Source organism: Pseudomonas citronellolis (assembly GCF_900112375.1).
GTDB classification, from domain to species: domain Bacteria; phylum Pseudomonadota; class Gammaproteobacteria; order Pseudomonadales; family Pseudomonadaceae; genus Pseudomonas; species Pseudomonas citronellolis.
Genome location: NZ_FOLS01000006.1, coordinates 49,624 through 75,414 on the forward strand (window position 1 = coordinate 49,624; position 25,791 = coordinate 75,414).

The following is a 25,791-nucleotide window of genomic DNA, read 5'->3' on the forward strand; positions in this document are numbered from 1 at the left end:
TGCGCCGCAGCGCTGCCGACGCCCAGCGGCGGCCATCCAGTACGTTCGTACGATGCGCCCGCATCCAACGTAGGATTTTCCCACCCCGCCCAGGGCCCTAGTGTCCTCCGTGCAGCAGCACGCCGGCCAAGGCCCCCTCCCCACCGAGCACCTGCGCGCCTGGCCCAGGCGCGGCAGAGCGATTCGGCCGCGCAGCTCCACAACGCCAACAAGAACCAGGAAGCACTGCCATGCCCAGACGCCACCCCTTCGGCCCGAGCGCCCTCGCCCTGCTCGTGGCCCATGCCGCCGGCCTCGCCCTGCCCGCCCGGGCCGCGGACGGCGAGCAGCCCCTGTCGCTCGGGCAGAGCGAGGTGATCAGCAGCCTGCCGCTGCCCTCGCTGGGCGTTTCCCGCGACCAGATCGCCGCGCCGGTACAGACCTTCAGCGGCGAGGACATGCAGAAGAGCCAGGCGCTCGACCTGGCCGACTACCTCAAGCGGCGCAGCGCCGGGGTCTACGTCAACGAGATCCAGAACAACCCGCTGCAGCCGGACATCAACTACCGCGGCTTCACCGCCTCGCCGCTGCTCGGCACGCCCCAGGGGCTGTCGCTGTACCTCGACGGCGTGCGCATGAACCAGCCGTTCGGCGACGTCGTCAGCTGGGACCTGATCCCCGACAACGCCATCGCCGGCGCGCAACTGATGCCCGGCAGCAACCCGCTGTTCGGCCTCAACACCCTGGGCGGCGCGCTTTCGGTGCAGACCAAGAACGGCCGCGACAACCCCGGCGGCGCCGTCCAGGCCACCCTGGGCTCCTACGGGCGCAGGATCGGCGAGGCCGAATACGGCGGCAGCGAGGGGCAATGGGACTGGTTCTTCGCCGGCACCCACTTCGAGGAAGACGGCTGGCGCGACCACTCCGACTCCGACGCGCAGCAGCTGTTCGGCAAGCTCGGCTGGCAGGGCGAGGCCACCGACCTGAAGCTGACCTACAGCTTCGCCGACAGCGACCTCAACGGTAACGGCATGGTCCCCGAGAGCTTCCTGCGCCGCGACCGCGACAGCGTGTACACCTATCCGGACAACACGCAGAACACCGCCAACTTCCTCAACCTGCAGTGGAACCACGACTACAGCGACGACCTGAGCGCTTCCGGCAACCTTTACTACCACCACATCAAGACCGACACCTTCAACGGCGACATCAACGACGAGTCCCTGCCCGAGGGCATCGGCGAAGCCGGGCAGAACATCCTGCCGACGGCCGGCAGCTACACCACCGCGGCGAACCTGGCGGCCTGCGTCGCGCAGTTCGAGCCGGGCGGCGAACCCGGCGAGAAATGCACCGGGATGATCAACCGCACCAGTACCACCCAGAGCAATATCGGCCTGTTCGAGCAGTTCTCGCTGCGCAACCGCCTGTTCGGCAAGGAAAATCTGCTGTCCCTGGGCGGCGGCTTCGACTACAGCCAGGTACGCTTCCGGCAGTCGGCCGAATACGGCGCGCTCACCGCCGACCGCGGCATCGTCGGCACCGGCGTGTACGCCGAAGCCGGCAACGCCTTCAACCTCGACGGCGAGCTGGACGACCGCGCCGCGCGCCTGAAGGGCAACACCCGCACCTGGAGCCTCTACGGCAGCGACACCCTGAGCCTGGCCCCGACGCTCGACCTCACGCTGTCCGGGCGCTACAACGACATCTCGGTGCGCAACCACGACCAACTGTCCCACTACGAACTCGACGGCGACACCCTGGGCGATACCGTCGACGAGAACGCCTCGCTCAGCGGCAAGCACAGCTTCAACCGCTTCAACCCGGCCATCGGCCTGACCTTCCGTCCGACGCCCAGCCTGACCACCTACGTCGGCTACAGCGAAGGCAGCCGGGCCCCGACCACCATCGAGCTGGGCTGCGCCAACCCAGAGTCGCCCTGCCGCCTGCCCAACTCCATGGCCGGCGATCCGCCGTTGGAACAGGTGGTGACGCGCACCTGGGAAGCCGGCCTGCGCGGCCTGATCGGAAACAACGTGCAGTGGAACGCCGGGCTGTTCAGCGCGCGCAACAGCAACGACATCATGTTCGTGTCCTCCAGCACCAGCGGCAGCGGCTACTTCGCGAACTTCGGCGAAACCCGCCGGCGCGGCATCGAAACCGGCATCTCCGGGAATTGGGGCGACTGGGCGCTGGCCGCCAACTACACCTTCATCGACGCCACCTACCGCTCGGGCGAGACCTTCCTGGGCGAGGCCAACAGCAGCGCGGACGACGGCAACATCAGCGTGAAGTCCGGCGACCGCATTCCGCTGGTCCCGCGCAACATCCTCAAGCTGTCGGCCGACTACGCGGTGACCGAGCGCCTGAGCATCGGAGCCGATGCCATCAGCGTCTCCAGCTCCTACGTGCGCGGCAACGAGAACAACGACCACCAGAGCGGCGGCCTGTACCAGGGTGGCGGCGAGATCGGCGGCTATACCGTGTTCAACCTCAACGGCGCCTACCAGCTCACTCCGGCCTGGCGTGTCTTCGCCCAGGTCAACAACCTGTTCGACCGTGAGTACGCCACGGCCGGCATGCTTGGCGCCAATCCGTTTGACGACAACGGCGTGCTGCGAACCGATGGCGCCGCCGGTAACGGTACGGTCAACGGCAGGCGCAGCAATTCGGTGGGTGAGACCTTCGTTGCTCCGGGGGCGCCGCGTACCGCCTGGCTGGGGGTGCGCTGGGCGTTTCTTTGAGCCGCGCTGAATGCGCTTAAGAAAAAACGCCGTTTCCTGAGGGGGAAACGGCGTTTTTCATTTGGCCTTCAGAGGTATTCCGGTGCGCCCGGAGGTTTCTGCGTGCGGCGTTATCCGCCGAATCGCGGACAGAGCCCGCTCCTACGCTTCCAGGAAGCACGGCTTTTCGTAGGATGGCGTTGAGCGAAGCGATACCCATCACCGCAACCGCATGGGTTTCGCAAGCTCAACCCATCCTACGAAAGCACCTCGACGCAGACAGTTGCTCCTACGGTTCAGGGAAGCACGTCGTAGGAGCGGACTCCGTCCGCGATTGGATTCATCGGCCACACCGGATGCCCCGGTAGCACGACCCTTTTCCGGCCTACCTACCCGCCAGTCATTCCCCCAGCTTGAAGGTAATGAAGCTGGCACGCCCCTGGCGCAGAACGCGCATGGACACCGACTTGCCCTTCGGCAGCGCCTTGGCGATGTCGGAGAAGGCCTTGGCGGAATCCACAGTGCGGTTGTTCAGGTGGGTGATGACGTCGCCCGGACGCAGGCCGATCATCGCCGCCGGGCCGTCCTGAACGTCCTTGATCACCACGCCGCCCTTGATGTCCAGCGACTTGCGCTGTTCGGCGGTGAGGTCGGCGACGGTCACGCCCATGCGGTTGCTGCTGCGCTCGGCGCCCTGCCCTTCGACGGCGGCGACTTCGTCGTCCTCGTCCGGCAGGTTGCCGATGGTCATGTTCAGGGTCTTGCGCGAGCCATCGCGGAACACGTCCAGGGCCGCCTTGTCGCCCGGCTTCATGCCGCCGACCAGGTGCGGCAGGTCAGCCGACTCGTTGATGGTCTGGCCGTTCAGGCTGAGGATCACGTCGCCGACCTGCAGGCCGCCCTTGGCCGCCGGGCCGTCCTGCACCAGCTGAGCCACCAGGGCGCCGGCCGGCTTGTCCAGGCCGAGGGATTCGGCGAGGTCCTTGCTGACCTCCTGGATCACCACGCCCAGCCAGCCGCGGCTGACCTTGCCGCCTTTCTTCAGCTGGTCGGCCACGTTCATGGCGACGTCGATCGGGATGGCGAAGGACAGGCCCATGAAGCCGCCGGAGCGGGTGAAGATCTGCGAGTTGATGCCGACCACCTCGCCCTGCAGGTTCAGCAGCGGGCCGCCGGAGTTGCCCGGGTTGATGGCCACGTCGGTCTGGATGAAGGGCACGTAGTTCTCGTTCGGCAGGCTGCGGCCCTTGGCGCTGACGATACCGGCAGTCACCGAGTGGTCGAAGCCGAACGGCGAGCCGATGGCCAGCACCCACTCACCGACCTTGAGCTTGTCGGAATCGCCCAGCTTGAGGGTCGGCAGGCCCTTGGCGTCGATCTTCAGCAGGGCCACGTCGCTGCGCGGGTCCGCGCCGATCAGCTTGGCCTTGTGCTCGCTGCGGTCGGACAGGCGCACGACGATCTCGTCGGCGTCGGCGACCACGTGGTTGTTGGTCAGGACGTAGCCATCATCGGAAATGATGAACCCCGAACCCAGGGATTGCGCCTCGCGCTGCGCCCCACGCGGCGGGCGTTGGCCACGCGGCATGCTGCGCTCGATGAAGTCGCGGAACATCGGCGGCAGGCCTTCCAGGTCGGGCATCTGCCCGCTGGCGACCTGGTCCGGCACCTTCTGGGTGGTACTGATGTTCACTACGGCCGGCGAAGCCTTCTCCACCAGCGGGGTGAAATCCGGCAATTCGGCGCGGGCGACCACAGACAGGCTCAAGGCCAGCAGGGCGACCATCGCGGCCATACTGCGTTTCAGGGTTTGCATGGACTACTGCTCCCGTATTCAAAGGGAAGTGGACTTAGGCGGGGCCCTCGGCCCCTGTGACCAGCGTACGCAGCACAACCGGCTGCAACGCCGGGTCATCCGAATGGCGCCGGGCATGGCGCCGTACCCACAGCCAGGTCACGAGGAAACCCGCGAGGCCGGCCAGGATCAACCAGGGCTCGGCGAGGCCGGCGCACCACGCGAGCAGCGTAGCGGTGAACAGGCCGAGCAGGGGGAATAGATAGAACATCAGGGCGCATTTCAACAAGAGGTCCTCGCGTATGCCGAGCACCACCTCGTCACCCACCCCGAGCGGGAAAGCAGAAAGGGCGCGGACTTCTCCGCGCCCCGAAGTGGAGCCCAACTGCTGTAGCAAACCCTGGCCGCATCCGGCCTTGGCGCTGCAAGCTGAGCAGGTGCCCTGGCGCAGCGTCTGGACCCGCACCGCTACGGATTCGACGCCGATCACCCGCCCCCGCTCTTCGATCACTGCGCGGCGGCTCCCTGGGCGGGCGCCTGCGGCCGCACCGACATGGCGATGCGCTCGGCGGTCCCGGTGGGAATCTCGCCGACAACGGTGACCATCATGCCGCCATCTTCGGTGTTGAGGCGTTTGGACACCACCGAGGTCGGACCCAGCTGGGTGCGCGCGTCGTCGATCCTGGCGCCGTGCAGCGGCTCGATGAAGATCGAGAAACGCGCCAGGCCATCGCCATAGTCCATGCTGACGACGCGGTCATCCGACACCGGACTGCGGCGCTCATAGGTGTTGTTCAGGGTGAAACCCGGCGGCACCCATTCCGAGCGCCAGCTGCTGGCGACCGGGGCGTCCGGCTTGCCCGCCGGGACCGCCTGGCAGGCGTCGGAGGGCTGCAGGCCGTTGTCGTCCGGCGCCGCGGTACTGAACTGGGTGAACTGCAGGCGTTCGAGCGCCTGGCCCTTGTCGTTGAGCAGCAGCGACTTCAGCGGCAAGCCGGTTTCCTGGTCCAGGTGCAGCTCGAAGCCGTAGCGGTACTGGTCGCGGGGGATCAGCCCGATCACCGTGGCCGCGCGCCCGGCGATGCGGGACTGGCCGACCACGCGGATGTCGTACCAGGAAGCGAGGTCGTCCGAGGCCAGCTTGCGCACCGGCCACAGCTGCCCGGCGCCCAGTTGCCCGGCCATGCCGCCGGCGATGCACTGGGTCACGCCATCGCGCTTGACCACTTCCTGGCGCGGGCCGTCGAGCTGCAGCCAGTGCTCGCGCACCGAGCCGTCGGGCTCGACCAGACGCCAGACCTCATGGGTGGAGAAGATGCCGTTGCGCTCGTAGACGAAGGTGCCCTGGAAGCTTTGTCGCTGCTGGCCCTCGGTCAGTCGCTTGACCCACGCCTGAACATCGGCGGCCTGTACCGGCATTGCCAGCAGACCGCCCAGGAAGAACAACAGGAAGGTGGCGCGCATGACGCTCCTTAAAGGGGTTTCAGCGACTTTCCAGGCTGGCGGCTCGCGCGTAAGGCAGGGCGCTGTCGGCACCGTTCACCGCCGACTGCTGGGCATGCTGGCGGAGATATCCCGGAAGACGCTGTTCGTGCCAGGTGGTGGGGCTGCCCGAGCCACCAGTGATGACCTGCGGTGCGTCCTCGTCCTGGTTGTAGCCGGCCAGTACCGCCGGGCCCTGCACCTGCGGCAGAGTGATCTGCGGCGTGGCGCCTTGCTGGGCCAGGCTCGGAGCAACGCTATCATTCTGATGGTATAGACGAACACCCGCCAGCACGGCCAGTGTCACCGACGCGGCAACCGCCACGCGCCCGACGTTGCGCCACGGATTGCGCCGCGGCTGGGCCGGGGCGGCCTCCTCGGCCAGCGCAGCCGATACCGCCGCGGCGATATCCAGCTTGGGCAGCACCGGCTCGCGGTGCATCACCGACCGGGCCAGTTGATAGCGCGACCAGGTGGCACGCATTTCCGCGTCTTCACCGCAGGCTGCGAGTACCCGGCGCAGTTCGAGTTCGTCCGCTTCGTTATCCATCAGCGCGGACAGCGACTCCTGCAGGGCTTCACGACTCATGGCGTACCTCTCTTGGCTGTTCCGCCGTATTCAGGGCTGTTCATCATGCAGCAACGGCTGCAAGGCTTTGTCTATCGCTTCCCGCGCACGGAAGATCCGTGAGCGGACCGTACCCACCGGGCATTGCATCACGGTGGCGATATCCTCGTAGCTCAATCCCTCGAATTCGCGCAGGGTCAATGCCGTGCGCAGGTCCTCTGGCAGTTGCTGGATGGTGCGATGGACCGTTTCCTCGATCTCGTCCCGCAACATTGCCCGTTCCGGTGATTCGATGTCCTTCAGGGCGTGGTCGCCATCGAAGAACTCCGCATCCTCGGCTGTCACATCGCTGTCCGGAGGCCGCCGACCGCGCGCCACCAGGTGGTTCTTCGCGGTATTGATGGCGATCCGGTACAACCAGGTATAAAAGGCACTGTCACCGCGGAAGTTGCCCAAGGCGCGATACGCCTTGATGAAAGCCTCCTGCGCAACGTCCTGGGCTTCCTGGGCGTCGTGCACGAACCGCACGATCAACCCGAGGATCTTGTGCTGGTACTTCAGCACCAGCAGATCGAAAGCCCGTTTGTCTCCGCGCTGTACCCGTTCAACCAGTTGCTGATCCTGTTCCTGGGTTAGCATGCATGCTCCTCAACAAGCCCGGAGGAGCTGCGAGCACCCAGCAGAATCGCTCTGCCAAGATAGACTCGGATGTCTTGCAAAAGTTCTCCCCTCCAAGCGTACGCCGCACAGTTTTTTTGTCGCTTCACCGCGACCCGGCCGGACCCATTGTCCAAGCCCTTGAAAATCCACTGCAATCGGCGAACAACCACAGCCTTCTCGCGCGTCGGGAACCCCGTTGCAAGAAGGTTTCGGACATTCACCGTTAGAACCAGAAAGACTGAAATAGTTCCACCTGCCGCCCCTGGCGCATGAACGCCGGGGCTTGCGCCAGAAATACGGCGGCAGGCACAGGGCCGCTATTGTGCCGATCCCCCCTTCTATATACTAGGCCGCCACCAATCGGAATCCGGGCATGAGCGAGCACTTTCATCACGACGTCCTTGTGATCGGCAGCGGGGCCGCGGGCCTCAGCCTCGCCCTGACATTGCCGCAGCACCTGCGCATCGCCGTGCTGAGCAAGGGGGAACTGTCCCAGGGCTCGACCTTCTGGGCCCAGGGCGGGGTCGCCGCGGTGCTGGACGACACCGACACCGTCGAGTCCCACGTGCAGGACACCCTGGACGCCGGCGCCGGCCTGTGCCGGGAAGACGCCGTGCGCTTCACCGTCGAGCACAGCCGCGAAGCCATCCAGTGGCTGATCGACCAGGGCGTGCCCTTCACCCGCGACAGCGAGGCGGGCCGCGAGGACAGCGGCTTCGAATTCCACCTCACCCGCGAGGGCGGCCACAGCCACCGGCGCATCATCCATGCCGCCGATGCCACCGGCGCGGCCATTTTCAACACCCTGCTGGAACAGGCCCGGCAGCGCCCGAACATCGAGCTGCTGGCGCAGCGGGTGGCGGTCGACCTGATCACCGAACGCAAGCTCGGCCTGCCCGGCCAGCGCTGCCTCGGCGCCTACGTGCTGAACCGCGACAGCGGCGAGGTGGACACCTTCTCGGCGCGCTTCACCGTGCTCGCCTGCGGCGGCGCCAGCAAGGTCTACCTCTACACCAGCAACCCGGACGGCAATTCCGGCGACGGCATCGCCATGGCCTGGCGCGCCGGCTGCCGCGTCGGCAACCTGGAATTCAACCAGTTCCACCCCACCTGCCTGTACCACCCGCAGGCCAAGAGCTTCCTCATCACCGAGGCGCTGCGCGGCGAAGGCGCCTACCTGCGCCTGCCCAGCGGCGAGCGCTTCATGAAGCGCTTCGACCCGCGCGCCGAACTGGCCCCGCGGGACATAGTCGCGCGCGCCATCGACCACGAGATGAAGCGCCTGGGCGCGGACTGCGTGTACCTGGACATCAGCCACAAGCCGGCCGGGTTCATCAGGGAGCACTTCCCCACGGTGTACGAGCGCTGCCTGACCTTCGGCATCGACATCACCCGCGAGCCCATCCCGGTGGTGCCGGCCGCCCACTACACCTGCGGCGGCGTGCTGGTGGACGAGCACGGCCACACCGACGTGCCGCACCTCTACGCCATCGGCGAGACCAGCTTCACCGGCCTGCACGGCGCCAACCGCATGGCCAGCAACTCGCTGCTGGAGTGCTTCGTCTACGCCCGCTCCGCCGCCGCCGACATCCAGGCGCGCCTGGAAAGCACGCCGGCCACCCCGGCCCTGCCGAGCTGGGACGCCAGCCAGGTCACCGACTCGGACGAGGACGTGATCATCGCGCACAACTGGGACGAACTGCGGCGTTTCATGTGGGACTACGTCGGCATCGTGCGCACCACCAAGCGCCTGCAGCGCGCCCAGCACCGCGTGCAGATGCTGCTCAGCGAGATCGACGAGTTCTACAGCAACTACAAGGTCAGCCGCGACCTGATCGAGCTGCGCAACCTCGCCGTGGTCGCCGACCTGATCATCCGCTCGGCCATGCAGCGCCACGAAAGCCGCGGCCTGCACTACACCCTGGACTACCCGGGGCTGCAGCCCGAGGCGCGCGACACCATCCTCAGCCCCCGCTAGCCCGCCCCGCCCGCCACCGCGGGCGGCCTGCGCAACGGCCAACCGGCAGCCCCGACAGGAAAGCGAGACCGCCATGAAACCGACCGACCGCCAGCGCGCCATCCTCGACCTCGTTCGCCACCGCGACACCAGCGTGGAAGAACTGGGCGCCGCCCTGGGCGTTTCGGAGGCCACCGTGCGCCGCGACCTCAGCCTGCTGGCCCAACAGCGGCGGCTGGTGCGGACCCACGGCGGCGCCACTGCGCTGATCGGCACCCACGAGCCGGAAGCCAGCCTGGAGCAGCGCAACGCCAGCCACCGCGAGGAAAAGATGGCCATCGCCCGGGCCGCGGCCGCGCACATCCGCGAGGGCGACAGCATCTTCCTCGACAGCGGCACCACCTGCGCGGCGCTGGCGGCACATCTGCATGCATTGCAGAACGTGCACGTCATCACCAACAACCTGCTGGCGCTCACCGCGCTGGCCAATGCCCCGGGCGTGCGGATCACCCTGATCGGCGGCGACCTGCGCAGCACCGGCATGAGTACCTTCGGCCCGCTGGCGGAACTGTCGCTGAGCCGGCTGAGCTTCGACCGCGCCTTCCTCGGCGCCGACGGCGTCGTCGCCGGGTTCGGCCTCTGCGAAGCCAGCGCCCAGCAGGCCTACCTCAAGGAATGCGTGATCAAGCGGGCGGCCGAAGTGTACATACTGGCCGACGCCGAGAAGCTGGGCCGCGCGCGCCAGCAGCACTGGACGCCGCTGGAGCGGGAATGGCGCCTGATCACCTCGACGCCGGACGAGAGGACGCTCGAACCCTTCCGCCAGCTGCCCATGGCCACCGTCGAACTGGCGCCGGCCAGTTCCTCCGCCCGCTGAAGCGCGCCCCTTCTCGCACCCGCCCAACCTCCAGCCACCTCCCTCCGCAGCCTGCCGGCCATCCCTTCTTGATCGAAATGCGCAAGCTCATGATTGACTTGCGCAAGCCTTGTCCTTTAAATCGCATCCTGATGATCGACTCAATCAAATATATGAGCGATTCGATCAAATCCCCCTACAACAAGTCGAACAAGAACGAACAGGTACCTGCCCATGATCCAGATCCCGATCAAGCGCACGATCGAGCGTATTCCCGGCGGCATGATGATCGTCCCGCTGCTGCTCGGTTCGCTGGTGGCCACCTTCGCGCCGGACACGCCGAAATTCTTCGGCTCCTTCACCAACGCCCTGTTCACCGGCGCGCTGCCCATACTCGCGGTGTTCTACGTCTGCATGGGCGCGAGCATCAACGTCCGCACCACGCCCTACCTGCTGAAGAAAGGCGGCGCGCTGTTCGCGACCAAGGTCGGCACGGCGATGCTCCTCGGCATCCTGCTCGGCCAGTTCCTGGGGGAACAACCCATCTCGGCCGGGTTCTTCGCCGGCCTGTCCACGCTGGCCGTGGTGGCGGCGATGAACGACACCAACGGCGGCCTGTACATGGCGCTGATGGGCCAATACGGCCGCCCCGAGGACGTCGGCGCCTATTCGGTGATGTCCCTGGAGTCCGGCCCCTTCCTGACCATGCTCACCCTGGGCGTCGCCGGGCTCTCGGCGTTCCCCTGGCCGACCTTGCTGGGGGCGATACTGCCGCTGCTGCTGGGCATCCTCATCGGCAACCTCGACCGCGAAATGCGTGAATTCCTCGGCAAGGCGGTGCCGGTGCTGATCCCGTTCTTCGCCCTCGCCCTGGGCGCCAGCCTGGACCTGCACAAGGTCTGGCAGGCCGGCGTGCTCGGCCTTCTGATGGGCGTGGCGGTGGTGCTGCTGACCGGCATCCCGCTGTACTTCGCCGACCGCCTGACCGGTGGCACTGGCGTCGCCGGCGCCGCGGCGGCCACCACGGCGGGCAATGCCGCGGCCGTGCCGGCCCTGGTCGCCGCCGCCAACCCGGTCTACGCCCCGGCCGCCGCCAGCGCCACCATGCTCGTCGCCTCCTGCGTGGTGGTCACCGCCATCCTCACGCCTGTGCTGGTCTCCACCCTGGCCAAGCGCGTCAGGCAGCGGGCCGAAAGCGCCGGGCAGCGCACCGCGATGACGCCGGAGTCGCCCCGATGAACATGCTGATCATCGCCGACGACCTGTCCGGCGCGGCGGACTGTGCCGTGGGCTTCGCCAGCCGCGGCTGGCGAAGCCTGGTGATGCTCGACGCCCGGCCGACGCAGGCGCAGGTCGAGGTCATAGCCGTGGATACCGACAGCCGCCGCCTGGACGCCACACAGGCCGCGCAGCGCAGCGTCGCGGCCTTCCATGCCCTGGCCAGACCGGGCCAGCGGCTGTACAAGAAGATCGACTCGACCCTGCGCGGCAACTGGGCCGCGGAAGTCGCCGCGCTACATCCCCTGGCGGGCCTGGCGCTGGTCGCCCCCGCCTTTCCGGAAATGGGCCGCACGGTGCGCGACGGCCAGGTGCTGGTGCACGGCGCGCCGCTGGAAAGCACCGACACCTGGCGCCTGGAGCATGCCGATGCGCCGGCCGACATGGCCAGGATGCTCGGCGCCGCCGGGCTGCGCGTCGAACACTGCGCTCTGGAACAACTGCGCCGGTCGGCGGGGCAAGTGGCCCGGATCATCCAGTCGGCCATGGAGCGCGGCGTCCAGGCCCTGATCTTCGACGCCGAGACGGCCGAAGACCTGCGCCTGCTGGCCCGGGAAACGGCGCAGCCGGAACTCCGGGCGTTCTGGGTCGGCTCCGGGGGCCTGGCAAGGCAGATAACCGAAGCGCCTGCGCCCTCCTCTTCGCAGACAATCCCCGCCGAGGTCGACCTTCTCCCATCGCAGCTGGCAACCGTAGTGCTGGCCGGCAGCCTTTCCGCCGTCGCCGACCGGCAATGCGAGGAACTCCAGCGGCGCAGCGACATCCGCCAGCTCAGCCTGCCGCCGGCCGTGCTGCGCCAGGGCAGCGAGCATGCCGACTGGCCGGACTGGCAGGCGCAGGTGGGCGCGCTGCTCGAACAAGGCCGCGACCTGCTGCTGAGCATCGGTCGCGACGAACGCCCCGATCCTGCCGAAGGCGCCCTGCTTTCGGCCAACCTCGCCGCCCTGCTCAAGCCGCATTTCCATCAGGTCGGCGGCCTGGTCGCCACCGGCGGCGAAACCGCGCGGGCGATGCTCGGCGCGGTCGGCATCGACGGCCTGCAGCTGGTCGGCGAGATCGAGGCCGGCAGCGTCCTCAGCCACCCCCTGACCCCAGCGGGCGGCCATCGCCCCGGCATCGTCACCAAGGCCGGCGCCTTCGGCAGCCCCGAAGCCCTCTATCGCGCGTGGCGCCACCTGCGCGACGCGCAACAGTCCCCCTCCTGAATTCAGAGTGTCCCAGCAATGAACGACTATCTTCCCGTAATCGGCATCACCATGGGCGACGCGGCCGGCGTCGGGCCGGAGATCATCGTCAAGAGCCTGGCCAGCGCCGGGCTCCACCGATTCTGCCGCCCGCTGGTGATCGGCGATGCGCAGCGCCTGGAGAAGGCCGACCGGCTGCTCGGCGGGCTGGCCCGGGTGCGGCGCATCGAGGATGCCGACGACGCCCGCTTCGAGCCGGGCGTGATCGACTGCATCGACCTCGGGCTCATCCCCGACGACCTGCCCTTCGGCGTGCTCTCCCCCGTGGCGGGTGATGCGGCCTACCAGTACATCGCCCGTGCGGTGGACCTGGCCAAGGCCGGGAAGATCGACGCCATCTGCACCGCCCCGCTGAACAAGGAAGCCCTGCACGCCGGCGGCCACAAGTTTCCCGGCCATACCGAGCTGCTCGCCCACCTGACCAATGTCGACGAGGTCTCGATGATGCTGGTGGCCCCCAAGCTGCGCGTCATCCACGTCACTACCCACATCGGCATCATCGACGCCATACGCCGCATCGAGCCCGGCCTGGTGCAGCGCACCATCGAGCGCGGCCACGAGACCCTGGTGCGCTCCGGCATCCCGCAGCCGCGCATCGGCGTCTGCGGCATCAACCCGCACGCCGGCGAAAACGGTCTGTTCGGCTACGGCGAAGAGGAAGAGAAGATCATCCCCGCCGTCAGCCTGCTGCAGGCGCGGGGCCTGGACGTCACCGGCCCGCTGCCGGCCGACACCCTGTTCTACCGAGCCGGCCGCGGCGACTTCGATCTGGTGGTGGCCATGTACCACGACCAGGGACACGGCCCGGTGAAGGTCCTCGGGCTGGAAGCCGGGGTGAACGTCACGGTCGGCCTGGATGTGGTGCGCACCTCGGTGGACCACGGGACCGCCTTCGACATCGCCGGCAAGGGCATCGCCGACGAACGCAGCCTACTGGAAGCGCTACGTCAGGGCGCGGAACTGGCGAACAGGCCGCGCTGAAGCTACTGCGGCGCCGCCCAGCGGCCCCGGCTGAAGCGCAGCCTTACGCGCAGACGGCGGTGGGCCTGCGCCGCCAGGCTGTCGGCCGGCAGGCACAGGCCGCGGCTCAGGCGCTGGCCCGGCAGGCGGAAGCGCAGCACGATCAGCGCCGGCAGCGCGAGGCTGTCGGCGCGCAGTTGCACCGCCTGCCAGCCGTCGGCCGGGCTCCACAGCTGCCAGCCGTCAGCATCGTGGCGCAGGGCGCGGTAGGCGTGGCGGCTGCGCAGCAGGACCTGGCGCGGCAGCACCCACAGGGCATGGATCAGGCAGAGCAGCAGGCCGGCGGCCTGCCAGAAGGCGGGAATGGCGGCCAGATACAGCGCCGCCACGGCGAGCGCCAGGCTCGCCAGGTAGGCCGCCAGCAGCCGATCGGACGGCCGCCAGTGGCACTCGAAGGGTTCACTTCGGTTGGACACGGTCCAGGATCATGCGCACGATGTGGCGCAGGTCGGCGTCTTCCGGCTCGCCGCGCTGCATGAACCAGCCGAACATGTCCTGGTCCTCGCATTCCAGCAGCTTGCGGAAACGCGCCTGGTTCTCGGCGTCCAGGCCCGGGTAGACCTCCTGCACGAAGGGCACCAGCAGCACGTCCAGCTCCAGCATGCCGCGGCGGCTGTGCCAGAAGAGTCGTTTCAGTTCGGTTTCGTCGGTCATCTGCGGGTCCTCGGCGCTACATCGGAAACCCCACGGCGCGGCGCCAGCCGGATTCCGTGAAGCGAGCGGCATTATACGCATGCCCTCGCCCGCCGGCACCCGCTGACAAGTACAGGTCCCGGCTCTATCATGGGAAGCCTAACTTTCTTCCAGCGACCCGCAATGGCCGATTCCGCGTTCTACACCGCCCTGACCCACGAAGCAGTCCTCGCCGTCCGTGGCGCGGACGCCGCCAAGTTCCTGCAGGGCCAACTGACCTGCAACCTCAACTACCTCGATGCCACGACCTCCAGCCTGGGCGGCCGCTGCACGCCCAAGGGGCGCATGACCTCCAGCTTCCGCATCGTCGCCGAGGGCGACGGCTACCTGCTGGCGATGGCCGCCGAGCTGCTGGAAGGGCAACTGGCCGACCTGAAGAAGTACGCCGTGTTCTCCAAGGCCAGCCTGAGCGACGACAGCGCCGCCTGGGTCCGCTTCGGCCTGAGCGGCGGCGACGCCGTGCTCGCCGGCCTCGGCCTGGAACTGCCCGCCGAGGCCGACCGCGTGGCGCGCAACGGCGAGCTGCTGGCCATCGGCCTGGGCCACGGCCGCGCCGAACTCTGGGTGCCGGCGGCCCGCGCCGGCGAAGTGCGCGAGGCGCTCGACGCCGGCCTGGACGAAGGCACCCTCAACGACTGGCTGCTGGGCCAGGTGCGCGCCGGCGTCGGCCAGGTCTTCGGCGCCACCCGCGAGCTGTTCATCCCGCAGATGATCAATCTGCAGGCGGTCGGCGGCGTGAGCTTCAAGAAAGGCTGCTACACCGGCCAGGAAATCGTCGCGCGCATGCAGTACCTCGGCCGCCTCAAGCGCCGCCTGCACCGCCTGGAGCTGGACGCCGCCGAGCTGCCCGAGCCGGGCGCCGCGCTGTTCTCGCCGGTGCACGGCAGCAGCGTCGGCGAAGTGGTGCTGGCCGCCCGCGCCGCCGAAGGCATCGAGCTGCTGGCGGTGCTGCAGGACGACGCCGTGGCCGACGGCCGCGTGCGCCTCGGCCAGGCCGAGGACGGCCCGGCCCTGCGCCTGCTGACGCTGCCCTACGTTCTCGACAGCGACCGCGAAATCCAGCGCTGACCGAATCGCCTGCCGGGTGGGGAGCCCGGCGTCCCTCAAGGAAACGCCATGAGCAAGCTTGCCGAAAAAGTACAACAGGAACTGCTGCGGGCCATCGACAACGACGAACTGGTGCTGCCCACCCTGCCCGAGGTGGCGCTGCGGGTCCGCGAGGCGGCGGAGGACCCGGACGTCAGCATCCATGACCTGGCCCGGGTGATCGGCAACGACGCCGCGCTCACCGCGCGCATCATCAAGGTGGTGAACAGCCCGCTGCTGCGCACCAACAAGGAAATCACCGACCTGCAGATGGCCATCGGCCGCCTGGGCATCAACTACACCAGCAACCTGGCCACGGGCCTGGCCATGGAGCAGATGTTCCAGGCCACCTCCGACGTGGTCGACCGCAAGATGCGCGAGGTGTGGAACAAGAGCGTCGAGGTCGCCGGCATCTGCCACGCGCTGTGCCGCCACTACACCCGGCTGATGCCCGACCAGGCGACCCTCGCCGGCCTGGTGCACCAGATCGGCGTGCTGCCGATCCTCACCTACGCCGAGGAGAACAGCGAACTGCTGGCCGACTCCATCAGCCTCAACCACGTGATCGAGCGCATCCACCCGATCATCGGCGACCGCATCCTCAAGGCCTGGGAATTCCCCGCGCCCATCGCCGAAGTGCCCGGCCACTACCTGGACTTCACCCGCGACTCCGCCAAGGCCGACTACGTGGACATCGTCCAGGTCGCCACCCTGCAGAGCTACCTAGGCAGCCAGCATCCCTTCACCGAGCTGGACTGGAGCGGCATCCCGTCCTTCGCCAAGCTGGGCATCGACCCGCAGGCCAACCTCAACGAGGACGAGGACCTGTCGGCCGCCATGGAGGCGGCGATGGGGATGTTGCAGTAGGTCACCGGTCCGGCGTTGGCGCAGGGCTCTTCGTAGGAGCGAGCTCGCTCGCGAATAGCGTTCTACCGGAAAGGTTTGGTGTCACTCCGAAGAGCGCCCTCTCCCTAACCCTCTCCCTGAAGGGAGAGGGGACCGTTCGGAGCGTTTGGATATTCCAGTGTTAGCCGGTAAGCATTGAAATTTCCGGCTAACACCATGTTCTCAGCCGGCACGGACAAGCCCCCTCTCCCTTCAGGGCGGGGCGCGCAGCCGAGGGCTGGGGAGAGGGAGCGGAGTCAATCCAAACACCGAAGCCCGGCGGCAAGCGCTATTCGCGAGCAAGAACTAGGCGTCCCCCTCGCTCCTACGAAAAGCACCTACCCAAGCCTCGCCTCTTCCACCAGAAAACTCACCCGCACCAGCAACCCACCCAACTCGCCATGGGCCAGCTCGATACGAGCCCGGTGTGCCGCGCAGATCTCCCCAACGATCGCCAGCCCCAGCCCGGTGCCCTCCTGGCGCTTGCGGTAGAAGCGGCCGAAGACCTTGTCGCGCTCCTCCGCCGGGATGCCCGGGCCGTCGTCCTCGATCTCCAGCACGGCCGGCGGCTCGACGCGGATCACCACGTTGCCGGCGGCATGGGCCAGGGCGTTGGCCACCAGGTTGTCGAGCAGTTCGTGGAGCAGCGTCGGATCGCCCTTGATCCACACCGGCCGCTCGGCCTCCAGGGCCAGGGCCACGCCGCGTGCGTGGGCCAGCGGCGCCAGCACCATGCCCTGCTCGCGGGCCAGGGCGCCCAGTTCGATGACCTCGCCGCCGCCCTCGGCGATGGCCCGGGCGCCGCTTTCCACCCGCGCCAGGGACAGCAACTGGTTGGCCAGCCCGGTGACGCGGTCGGTGTACTGCACCGCTTCTTCCAGCGTCTCGCGCCAGCGCTGCGGCTCCTGCTCGCGCAGGCCCAGCTCCAGCCGCGCCTTGAGCGCCGCCAGCGGCGTGCGCAGTTCGTGGGAGGCTTCGGCGATGAACTGCGACTGGCGCTCGAACAGGCTGCGCAGGCGCACGGTGAAATGGTTCAGCGCCGCCACCAGCGGGCGCAGTTCACGCTGCACCGCCACCGGCGGCAGGGGCCGCAGGTCGTCCGCCTGGCGCTCCTCCACCGCCGCGCGCAGGCGGTCGAGCGGGCGCAGGCCGGCGCTCACCGCGTACCAGACCATGACCAGCGCGGCCAGCGCCGACAGCGCCAGGTTGAGCAGGGTGTCGGTGAGCAGCTCGCGGGCCAGGCGCTCGCGGGCGCCGAGGGTCTCGGCCACGCGGATTTCCGCCATGCCGTTGACCGTCGGCTGGCTGACCGGCTGCAGCAGGCTGACCACGCGCACGCCCTGGCCCTGGTATTCGCTGTCGTAGAAGCGCGCCAGCGCCGGATAGTCGTCGGTGCGCGGCGTTCCCGGCGGCGGCGCCGGCAGGTTCTCGTAGCCGGAAATGGACTGCCCCCGGGTATCGATAACCTGGTAGAAGATGCGCCCGGCGCTGTCGTAGGCGAAGCTGTCCAGGGCCACGTAGGGCACGTTGGCGCGCAAACTGCCGTCGCTGTCGTAGAGGCCGTCGGCGATGTCCCGCGCCGAAGCCAGCAGGGTGCGGTCGTAGGCGATGTCCGAGGCGTGGCGGGCACGCTGGTAGGTGGCCAGGCTGCCCAGCAGGAGCAGCACCAGCAGCAATCCGCCCAGGCGCCACAGCAGGCGCCAGCGCAGGCTGCCGGAACCAGGCAGGGCCAGGCGCCGGAGCACCTCAGGCATCCACGGCCTCGAGCAGGTAGCCCAGGCCGCGGAAGGTGACGATGCGCACCGCGTCGCCTTCCAGCTTCTTGCGCAGGCGGTGCACGTAGATTTCGATGGCGTCGGCGCTGGCATCCTGGTCCAGGCCGAACACCTGGGCGGCCAACTGTTCCTTGCTCAACACCCGTCCGGGGCGGGCGATCAGCGCTTCCAGCACGGCCTGCTCGCGGGAGGTCAGGGTCAGCGCCTCGCCGGCCAGGGTGAAACGCCGCGCGCCCAGGTCGTAGACCAGCTCGCCGCAGCGCTGCTGCTGTTCGCCGCCGAGCACGCTGCGCCGCAGCAGGGCCTTCACCCGCGCTTCCAGCTCGCTCAGCTCGAAGGGCTTGGCCAGGTAATCGTCGGCGCCGAGGTTGAGGCCATGGACGCGGTCCTTGACCTCGCCGCGGGCGGTCAGCATCAGCACCGGCAGGGTCTTGCCGCGGCCGCGCAGGCGCGCCAGCACCTCGAAGCCGTCCAGGCGCGGCAGGCCGACATCGAGAATGGCCAGGGCGTATTCCTCGCTGGCCAGGGCCAGGTCGGCGGCCACCCCGTCGCGCAGCAGGTCGACCGTCCAGCCCGCGCCCTTGAGCGCCTGCTGCACGCTGTCGCCCAGTTGCGGATGGTCTTCGACCAGAAGGATGCGCACGGCGGTATTCCTCGCTCGGATGTGGACAGGTGCACGCAGTTTACCCGCCCACGGGCGCCTGTGAACGGCTGAAAGCCTGGTGAAAGGCAGCGGCGCTAGGATCGCCCCTCAGACGACGAAGATCGTCCCCAAATCGGCTGGCGGCGTGGCGCCATCCACACAAGAACAAGAAATGGAGTCCACCGATGCTGACTGTCCAGCACCCGGCCCGTGGGGCCAATCCCGTCCTGTTCCGTGTTTTTCCCGCCGGTTTCGGCGCGGCCCTGGCCCTTGGCGGCCTGGCTGGGGAAGCCGACGCCTCCGGCTTCATCGAAGACAGCAGCCTGAAGCTGCAGACGCAGAACATCTACTTCAACCGCGACTTCCGCGACGGCGCCGGCCAGTCCAAGCGCGAGGAGTGGGCGCAAGGTTTCATCCTCGACTTCCAGTCCGGCTACACCGACGGCACCGTCGGCGTCGGCCTGGATGCCCTGGGCATGCTCGGCCTGAAGCTCGACTCCAGCCCCGACCGCACCGGCAGCGGCCTGCTGCCCACCCACGACGACGGCCGCGCCGCCGACGAGTACAGCAAGCTCGGGCTGACCGCCAAGTTCAAGGTCTCGCAGACCGAACTCAAGCTCGGCAGCCTGATCCCCGACCTGCCCACCCTGCAGCCCAACGACAGCCGCCTGTTCCCGCAGATATTCGAGGGCGGCCTGCTGGAGTCCCGCGACCTGCCCGGCCTGACCTTCACCGGCGGGCGCCTGGAAAAGGCCATCGACCGCGACTCCACCGATGCCCAGGACCTGGCGCTGAACAACAAGAACAAGCGCTTCACCGGCAGCGTCGCCGGCGAGCACTACGACCTGGCCGGCGGCGACTACAAGTTCGACGACCACTTCACCGGCCGCTACCACTACGCCGAGCTGGACGAGGTGTACCGCCAGCACTTCATCGGCCTGCTCAGCAGCCACAAGCTGGGCGACGGCAAGCTGACCACCGACTGGCGCCTGGCGATCAGCGACGACGACGGCGCCGCCCGCGGCGGCAGGATCGACAACCGCGCCTTCAACGCCATGCTCGGCTACGCCATCGGCGCCAACAAGTTCAGCGTCGGCTGGCAGCAGATGGACGGCGACAGCGCCTTCCCCTACATCGACGGCAGCAACCCCTACCTGGTGAACTTCGTCCAGGTCGGCGACTTCGCCGAGACCAAGGAACGCTCCTGGCAGCTGCGCCACGACTTCGACTTCGCCGTGTTCGGCCTGCCCGGCCTGACCCTGATGAACCGCTACCTCAAGGGCGACAACGCCGAGATCAACGGGCGCGCCGGCGAAGGCCGCGAGTGGGAACGCAACACCGACCTCAAGTACGTGGTGCAGAGCGGCCCGCTGAAGGACTTCGGCGTGCGCCTGCGCAACGCCACCTACCGTTCCAACTTCGCCCGCAACGCCGACGAAACCCGCGTCTACCTCACCTACTCCCTGGCGATCTGGTAAACAACAACAAGAAGAGGCCCCGATAATGACCAAGCTCCGCACCCTCCCCCTGCTCCTCGCCGCCGGCGCGCTGTTCACCGCTGCCGTCGCCCACGCCGAGCCCAAGCGCCCGGAATGCATCGCCCCGGCCGCCCCCGGCGGCGGCTTCGACCTGACCTGCAAGCTGGCGCAGAGCGCCCTGCTGGACGAGAAGCTGCTGTCCAGCCCGATGCGCGTCACCTACATGCCCGGCGGCGTCGGCGCGGTGGCCTACAACGCCGTGGTCGCCCAGCGCCCGGCCGACGGCAACAGCATCACCGCCTTCTCCAGCGGCTCGCTGCTGAACCTGGCCCAGGGCAAGTTCGGCCGCTACGACGAGAACGCGGTGAAGTGGCTGGCGGCCATCGGCACCAGCTACGGCGCCATCGCCGTGCGCGACGACTCGCCCTACAAGAACCTCGCCGACCTGGTGGCCGCGCTCAAGGCCGACCCGGGCAAGGTGGTGATCGGCTCCGGCGGCACCGTCGGCAGCCAGGACTGGATGCAGACCGCGCTGATCGCCAAGGCCGCCGGCATCGATCCGAAGCGGCTGCGCTACGTCGCCCTGGAAGGTGGCGGCGAGATCGCCACGGCGCTGCTCGGCGGGCACATCCAGGTGGGCAGCACCGACATCTCCGACTCCATGCCGCACATCCGCGCCGGCAAGATGCGCCTGCTCGCGGTGTTCTCCGAGGAGCGTCTGCAGGACGAAGGCATGGCCGACATCCCCACCGCCAGGGAGCAGGGCTTCGACATCGTCTGGCCGGTGGTGCGCGGCTTCTACGTCGGGCCCAAGGTCAGCGACGAGGACTACCAGTTCTGGAAGGCCTCGTTCGACAAGCTGCTGGCCTCGGAGGACTTCGCCAAGCTGCGCGACCAGCGCGAGCTGTTCCCCTTCGCCATGACCGGGCCCGAGCTGGACAGCTACGTCAAGCAGCAGGTCGCCCGCTACCGCCAGATGGCCCATGACTTCGGCCTGATCCAGTAAGCCGCGAGGTTCCCGACATGCACGCCCCCCACTCGCTGCCGCAGCGGCTGTTCGCCGGTGCCTGGCTGCTGGCCTGCCTCGGCCTGGCCACCGTGGCCTGGAACTACCAGGCGCCCTTTTCCTACGAACCGGTGGGCCCGCGCGCCTACCCGCTGCTGTGCCTGGCGCTGATGGCGATCGGCCTGGCCTGGCTGATCCTGCGGCCCACGCCGGTGCGCCACGACGACGAGCAGCCGCTGGAAGGCGCGCTGCTGCGCAAGGTGGTGGCGTGCATCGGCCTGCTGCTGGTCTACGCCGGGCTCTTCGAGCCGCTGGGCTTCATCCTCGCCAGCGCCCTGGTGGGCAGCTTCATCGCCCTGCTCTACGGCGGCAAGCCGGCCGTCAGCGTGCTCACCTGCACGCTGCTGAGCATCGGCCTGTACCTGCTCTTCGACCGCACCCTGGACGTCCCGCTGCCGCGGGGCGTGCTCGACTTCCTGCCCTTCTGAGGACACCGTCATGGATACCCTGAGCTATCTCGGGCAGGGCTTCGGCGTCGCCCTGAGCCCCTACAACCTCGTCACCGCGCTGATCGGTACGCTGATCGGCACCGTGGTCGGCCTGCTCCCGGGCCTGGGCCCGATCAACGGCGTGGCCCTGCTGATCCCGGTGGCCTTCGCCCTCGGCCTGCCGCCGGAGTCGGCGCTGATCCTGCTGGCCGCGGTGTACCTGGGCTGCGAATACGGCGGGCGGATCTCCTCGATCCTGCTGAACATCCCCGGCGAGGCCTCCACCGTGATGACCACCCTCGACGGCTACCCCATGGCGCGCAACGGCCTGGCCGGCGTGGCCCTGTCGCTGTCGGCCTGGAGCTCGTTCATCGGCGCCTTCATCGCCACCTGCGGCATGGTGCTGTTCGCCCCGCTGCTGGCGAAATGGGCGATCGCCTTCGGCCCGGCGGAATACTTCGTGCTGATGGTCTTCGCCATAGTCGCGCTCGGCGGCCTGGCCGGCGACCGCCCGCTGAAGACGCTGCTGGCGGCTCTGCTCGGGTTGTTCCTGTCCAGCGTGGGCATCGACGCCAACAGCGGCGTGTACCGCTTCACCTTCGAGAGCATCCACGTGGCCGACGGCATCCAGTTCGTGGTGCTGGTGCTGGGCCTGTTCTCGGTCAGCGAGATCCTCCTGCTGCTGGAGAAGACCCACCACGGGCACAAGGCCGTGGAAGCCAGCGGGCGCATGCTGTTCAACCTCAAGGAGGCGGCCTCGGTGTTCGTCGTCAACCTGCGCTGCGGCCTGCTCGGCTTCATCATGGGCGTGCTGCCCGGCGCCGGCGCCACCCTGGCCAGCGCCGTGGCCTACATGACCGAGAAGCGCTACGCCGGCACCAGCGGCAAGTTCGGCCAGGGCGACATGCGCGGCCTGGCCGCCCCGGAAACCGCCATCGGCGCTTCCGCCTGCGGCGCCCTGGTGCCGATGCTGACCCTCGGCGTGCCCGGCTCGGGCACTACCGCGGTGATGATCGGCGCGCTCAGCCTGTACAACATCACCCCCGGCCCGCTGCTGTTCCAGGAGCAGCCGACCATCGTCTGGGGCCTGATCGCCTCGCTGTTCATCGCCAACCTGATGCTGATCATCCTCAACGTGCCGATGGTACGGGTGTTCACCCGCATCCTCTCGGTGCCGAACTGGGCGCTGGTGCCGGGCATCGCGATCATCACCGCGATCGGCGTGTACGCCGTGCATGCCACCACCTTCGACCTGTTCCTGATGGTCGGCATCGGCATCCTCGGCTACATCCTGCGCAAGCTCGACTTCCCGCTCTCGCCGCTGCTGCTGGGCTTCATCCTCGGCGGGCTGATGGAGCAGAACCTGCGCCGCGCGCTGTCGATCTCCAACGGCGAGCTGGGCATCCTCTGGTCCAGCCCCATCGCCATCGGCACCTGGACCCTGGTCGCGCTCATGCTCGTGCTGCCGCTGTACCGCGCCTGGCGCCGCCGCCTGGCCCGGCGCAACGCGGAGCTGGCCGGCGCCTGAGCCCGGAAGACCAACCACGCTCGCCGCGTTCTCTCCTGCGGCGATTTCAGACCCGCCTTGCGCGGGTCTCTTTTTGCCTGGGGTGGGCGCTGGTAAAACCCTGCGATGGGTATCGCTTCGCTCAACCCATCCTACGAGGGACTGCAGGTGCGCCAGGGCGCTTTCGCAGGATGGGTTGAGCTTGCGATACCCATCGGCCGGCGAGCTCAGCGTGGCGCCAGGTGCACCACCATCAACTGCACGCTCTCGTTGCCGCGGTATTCGTTGACGTCCAGCTTGTAGGCCACTTCCGCCCAGCGCACCGTCGGGTTCGGCCAGACCTCGCGGTCGACGTTGAAGGCGATGCCGTCCAGCTGCAGCGAGCCGCACTCGGTCTTGAGCACCAGCTTCAGGTGGCGCTCGCCGACGATGCGCTGCTGGACGATCTGGAACACCCCGTGGAACAGCGGCTCGGGGAAGTGCTGGCCCCAGGGGCCGGCCTGGCGCAGGGCGCGGGCCAGTTCCAGGTGGAATTCGGTCAGGCTCAGCTGGCCGTCGGAGAGGATGCGCCCGGTGAGGTCGTCCTCGCTGAGCTGGCGGCGCACCTCGGCGTCGAAGGCCGCGGCGAAGGCGCCGAAGTGCCCTTGCGCCAGCGACAGGCCGGCGGCCATGGCATGCCCGCCGAACTTGCTGATCAACCCCGGATGGCGCGCAGCCACGGCGTCCAGCGCATCGCGGATGTGCAGGCCCGGCACCGAGCGCGCCGAGCCCTTGAGGCTGCCGTCGCCGGCGTCGGCGAAGGCGATGGTCGGGCGGTGGTAGCGCTCCTTCAGGCGCGAGGCGAGGATGCCGATCACGCCCTGGTGCCAGTCCGGGTCGAACAGGCACAGGCCGAAGGGCATTTCCTCCACCGGCAGCTCCTTGAGCTGGGCCAGGGCCTCGCGCTGCATGCCCTGCTCGATGGCCTTGCGGTCCTGGTTGAGCTGGTCGAGCTGCACCGCCATGTCGCGGGCCAGGGCCTCGTCCTCGCAGAGCAGGCATTCGATGCCCAGGGACATGTCGTCCAGGCGCCCGGCGGCGTTCAGCCGCGGGCCGAGGATGAAGCCAAGGTCGGTGGAGGTGATGCGCCGGGCGTCGCGCCCAGCCACTTCCAGCAGCGCGCGCAGGCCCGGGCGGGCGCGGCCGGCGCGGATGCGCGCCAGGCCCTGGTGCACCAGGATGCGGTTGTTGGCGTCCAGCGGCACTACGTCGGCGACGCTGCCCAGGGCCACCAGGTCGAGCAGCTCGGCCAGGTTCGGCTCCGGCGTGCCGCTGCGGGCGAACCAGTCCAGCTCGCGCAGGCGCGCGCGCAGGGCGAGCATCACGTAAAAGATCACCCCGACCCCGGCCATCGCCTTGCTGGGGAATTCGCAGCCCGGCTGGTTGGGGTTGACGATGGCGTCCGCCGCCGGCAGCTCCGGGCCCGGCAGGTGGTGGTCGGTGACCAGCACGCGCAGCCCGGCGGCCTTGGCCGCGGCCACGCCGTCGATGCTGGAGATGCCGTTGTCCACGGTGACCAGCAGCTCCGGGCGTTTCTCCAGGGCGACCGCGACTATCTCCGGGGTCAGGCCGTAGCCGTATTCGAAGCGGTTCGGCACCAGGTAGTCGACCCAGGCCGCGCCGAGCAGGCGCAGGGCCAGCACGCCGACGCTGCTGGCGGTGGCGCCGTCGGCGTCGAAGTCGCCGACGTAGAGGATGCGCTGGCGCTTCTCCAGGGCGTCGACCAGCAGCTCGACGGCGGCGTCGATGCCCTTGAGCTGGCGGTACGGGATCAGCCGCGCCAGGCCCTTGTCCAGCTCCTCGGCGGACTTCACGCCACGGGCGGCGTACAGGCGGGTCAGCAGTGGCGGCAGGTCGCCGAGGTCGGGCAGGGTTTCCGGCAACGGGCGGGGGTCGATGCGCATCAGAGCTTTCCAATCCTTCCATTTCAGCCTGACCTTGCGCCTTGCGAGCTAGAGCACGGCTAGGCGAAAACAGGCACGGGCGCGGAGTTTACCGAGTGTAAATGAGCAAGCCCGGGCCTGTTTTCAACACAGCCGGGCCGACGCGCAGCTAGCGCAACTCAGCGTTCGCCCATCAGCCATTCGAGTTGCAGTTCATGCTGGCCGTTCTCATCGGTGACGAAGATCGTCCCCTCGCTGATCATCACGGTCCAGTTGATCGAGCGCGGCAGGTCGCGGGCCAGTTCCTCCAGCGGCTCCTGGGGCACGGCGGCGACATTCAGGTTCTTCAGGTGGCGCACGCCGTCGAGGACCTTGGTGGTCCACACGCGCAGGTTGCCGTAGGCCAGCAGCGAGAGCTTCTCGCAGCGCCGCGAGCACCACACCAGGCGCTCGCTGTCCGGCTGGCCGACCTCGATCCAGTGCAGGATGCGGTCGTCCAGGCTCTTCTCCCACAGCGACGGTTCCTCGACGTCCGACAGGCCGCGGCCGAAGGCCAGTTGCTCGTTGTACCAGAGCACGAAGGCGATCAGGCGGACCGCCAGGCGCTCCTCGGTTTCCGAGGGGTGGCGGGCGACGGTGAAGCGCAGCGTCTCGTAGACGCCGCGGTCCAGGTCGGTGAGGCTGATGTCGGCCTTGTAGGGGGTGGCGGAGAGGGCCATGGTCTATCCCAGCGATGCGAAGGCGGCAAG

The 25,791-nt window shown here is 68.5% G+C and carries 23 protein-coding genes; 12 read left to right on the plus strand and 11 right to left on the minus strand.

The genetic code is table 11. The annotated features are described in order from the left end of the window. The first annotated feature begins 230 nt into the window (after positions 1-230). Positions 231-2,720, plus strand: a complete 2,490-nt coding sequence (locus BM060_RS07530; protein WP_074978831.1) for a TonB-dependent receptor — start codon at positions 231-233, stop codon at positions 2,718-2,720. A gap of 379 nt (positions 2,721-3,099) precedes the next feature. Here the strand turns inward: BM060_RS07530 and BM060_RS07535 are convergent, their stop codons facing one another. Genes BM060_RS07535 through rpoE form a run of 5 tightly spaced genes read right to left on the minus strand, consistent with a single transcriptional unit; the run spans position 3,100 to position 7,183 of the window. Beyond that, a complete protein-coding gene (locus tag BM060_RS07535) occupies positions 3,100-4,515 on the minus strand; it encodes a DegQ family serine endoprotease (protein WP_074978833.1) in 1,416 nt (471 codons plus the stop codon). A gap of 34 nt (positions 4,516-4,549) precedes the next feature. After that, positions 4,550-5,005: a SoxR reducing system RseC family protein gene (locus BM060_RS07540; protein ID WP_074978834.1), complete on the minus strand. Its 456-nt coding sequence runs from the start codon at positions 5,003-5,005 to the stop codon at positions 4,550-4,552. After that, positions 5,002-5,958, minus strand: coding sequence for a MucB/RseB C-terminal domain-containing protein (locus tag BM060_RS07545; protein WP_074978838.1), 957 nt, complete (start codon positions 5,956-5,958; stop codon positions 5,002-5,004). Before BM060_RS07545 ends, BM060_RS07540 begins: the two co-directional genes overlap by 4 nt. 19 nt (positions 5,959-5,977) lie before the next feature. Then, entirely contained in the window at positions 5,978-6,565 is a 588-nt protein-coding gene (locus BM060_RS07550) for a sigma-E factor negative regulatory protein (RefSeq protein WP_074978839.1), read from the minus strand. A gap of 30 nt (positions 6,566-6,595) precedes the next feature. Then, positions 6,596-7,183 (minus strand): RNA polymerase sigma factor RpoE/AlgU, encoded by a 588-nt coding sequence (gene rpoE / locus BM060_RS07555; RefSeq protein ID WP_009616435.1) that lies wholly within the window; start codon positions 7,181-7,183, stop codon positions 6,596-6,598. A gap of 394 nt (positions 7,184-7,577) precedes the next feature. Here rpoE and nadB point away from each other — a divergent pair, with 394 nt between their 5' ends. The 5 genes from nadB to pdxA all read left to right on the plus strand — a co-directional run bounded on the left by nadB (position 7,578) and on the right by pdxA (position 13,520). Continuing rightward, on the plus strand, positions 7,578-9,182 hold the full coding sequence (nadB, locus tag BM060_RS07560; RefSeq protein WP_074978843.1) for an L-aspartate oxidase: 1,605 nt from the start codon (positions 7,578-7,580) through the stop codon (positions 9,180-9,182). 73 nt (positions 9,183-9,255) lie between these two features. Further along, complete coding sequence (locus BM060_RS07565) at positions 9,256-10,038, plus strand: DeoR/GlpR family DNA-binding transcription regulator (RefSeq protein WP_074978846.1); 783 nt, start codon at positions 9,256-9,258, stop codon at positions 10,036-10,038. A gap of 213 nt (positions 10,039-10,251) precedes the next feature. Next, a complete protein-coding gene (locus BM060_RS07570; protein WP_074978848.1) occupies positions 10,252-11,256 on the plus strand; it encodes a 2-keto-3-deoxygluconate permease in 1,005 nt (334 codons plus the stop codon). Then, a complete protein-coding gene (locus BM060_RS07575; protein ID WP_074978849.1) occupies positions 11,253-12,500 on the plus strand; it encodes a four-carbon acid sugar kinase family protein in 1,248 nt (415 codons plus the stop codon). Before BM060_RS07570 ends, BM060_RS07575 begins: the two co-directional genes overlap by 4 nt. An 18-nt stretch (positions 12,501-12,518) precedes the next feature. Beyond that, entirely contained in the window at positions 12,519-13,520 is a 1,002-nt protein-coding gene (gene pdxA / locus BM060_RS07580) for a 4-hydroxythreonine-4-phosphate dehydrogenase PdxA (RefSeq protein ID WP_074978851.1), read from the plus strand. 2 nt (positions 13,521-13,522) lie between these two features. Here pdxA and BM060_RS07585 read toward each other — a convergent pair whose 3' ends face one another. Together BM060_RS07585 and BM060_RS07590 are read right to left on the minus strand one after the other, a co-directional pair. After that, complete coding sequence (locus BM060_RS07585) at positions 13,523-13,975, minus strand: protein YgfX (RefSeq protein ID WP_074978853.1); 453 nt, start codon at positions 13,973-13,975, stop codon at positions 13,523-13,525. After that, positions 13,959-14,213 carry an FAD assembly factor SdhE gene (locus tag BM060_RS07590; protein ID WP_074978862.1) on the minus strand — a complete coding sequence of 85 codons (255 nt, stop codon included), beginning with the start codon at positions 14,211-14,213 and terminating at the stop codon, positions 13,959-13,961. Before BM060_RS07590 ends, BM060_RS07585 begins: the two co-directional genes overlap by 17 nt. 162 nt (positions 14,214-14,375) lie before the next feature. Here BM060_RS07590 and ygfZ point away from each other — a divergent pair, with 162 nt between their 5' ends. Together ygfZ and BM060_RS07600 are read left to right on the plus strand one after the other, a co-directional pair. Beyond that, on the plus strand, positions 14,376-15,320 hold the full coding sequence (ygfZ, locus tag BM060_RS07595; protein ID WP_074978865.1) for a CAF17-like 4Fe-4S cluster assembly/insertion protein YgfZ: 945 nt from the start codon (positions 14,376-14,378) through the stop codon (positions 15,318-15,320). Between the two features lie 48 nt (positions 15,321-15,368). Beyond that, positions 15,369-16,205, plus strand: a complete 837-nt coding sequence (locus BM060_RS07600; protein ID WP_074978867.1) for an HDOD domain-containing protein — start codon at positions 15,369-15,371, stop codon at positions 16,203-16,205. Positions 16,206-16,561: 356 nt separating this feature from the next. Here the strand turns inward: BM060_RS07600 and tctE are convergent, their stop codons facing one another. Further along, positions 16,562-17,977 (minus strand): sensor histidine kinase, encoded by a 1,416-nt coding sequence (gene tctE / locus BM060_RS07605; protein WP_074978870.1) that lies wholly within the window; start codon positions 17,975-17,977, stop codon positions 16,562-16,564. Beyond that, complete coding sequence (tctD, locus tag BM060_RS07610) at positions 17,970-18,641, minus strand: response regulator (RefSeq protein WP_074978874.1); 672 nt, start codon at positions 18,639-18,641, stop codon at positions 17,970-17,972. The genes tctE and tctD overlap by 8 nt, the downstream gene beginning before the upstream one ends. Before the next feature lie 185 nt (positions 18,642-18,826). Between tctD and BM060_RS07615 the strand changes: the two genes are divergently transcribed. The 4 genes from BM060_RS07615 to BM060_RS07630 are packed head-to-tail and all read left to right on the plus strand — an operon-like array spanning position 18,827 to position 23,141. Next, positions 18,827-20,119, plus strand: a complete 1,293-nt coding sequence (locus BM060_RS07615) for an OprD family porin (protein WP_074978877.1) — start codon at positions 18,827-18,829, stop codon at positions 20,117-20,119. A gap of 22 nt (positions 20,120-20,141) precedes the next feature. Continuing rightward, complete coding sequence (locus BM060_RS07620; RefSeq protein ID WP_281688225.1) at positions 20,142-21,125, plus strand: Bug family tripartite tricarboxylate transporter substrate binding protein; 984 nt, start codon at positions 20,142-20,144, stop codon at positions 21,123-21,125. A 17-nt stretch (positions 21,126-21,142) separates the two neighbouring features. Beyond that, positions 21,143-21,613 (plus strand): tripartite tricarboxylate transporter TctB family protein, encoded by a 471-nt coding sequence (locus BM060_RS07625; protein ID WP_074978881.1) that lies wholly within the window; start codon positions 21,143-21,145, stop codon positions 21,611-21,613. A gap of 10 nt (positions 21,614-21,623) precedes the next feature. After that, positions 21,624-23,141, plus strand: a complete 1,518-nt coding sequence (locus BM060_RS07630) for a tripartite tricarboxylate transporter permease (RefSeq protein WP_074978883.1) — start codon at positions 21,624-21,626, stop codon at positions 23,139-23,141. Positions 23,142-23,347: 206 nt separating this feature from the next. On the opposite strand, the gene recJ is transcribed toward BM060_RS07630, so the two are convergent. Further along, on the minus strand, positions 23,348-25,063 hold the full coding sequence (gene recJ / locus BM060_RS07635) for a single-stranded-DNA-specific exonuclease RecJ (RefSeq protein ID WP_074978885.1): 1,716 nt from the start codon (positions 25,061-25,063) through the stop codon (positions 23,348-23,350). Positions 25,064-25,221: 158 nt separating this feature from the next. Further along, positions 25,222-25,761 (minus strand): YaeQ family protein, encoded by a 540-nt coding sequence (locus tag BM060_RS07640; protein ID WP_009616386.1) that lies wholly within the window; start codon positions 25,759-25,761, stop codon positions 25,222-25,224. Positions 25,762-25,791: the final 30 nt, after the last annotated feature.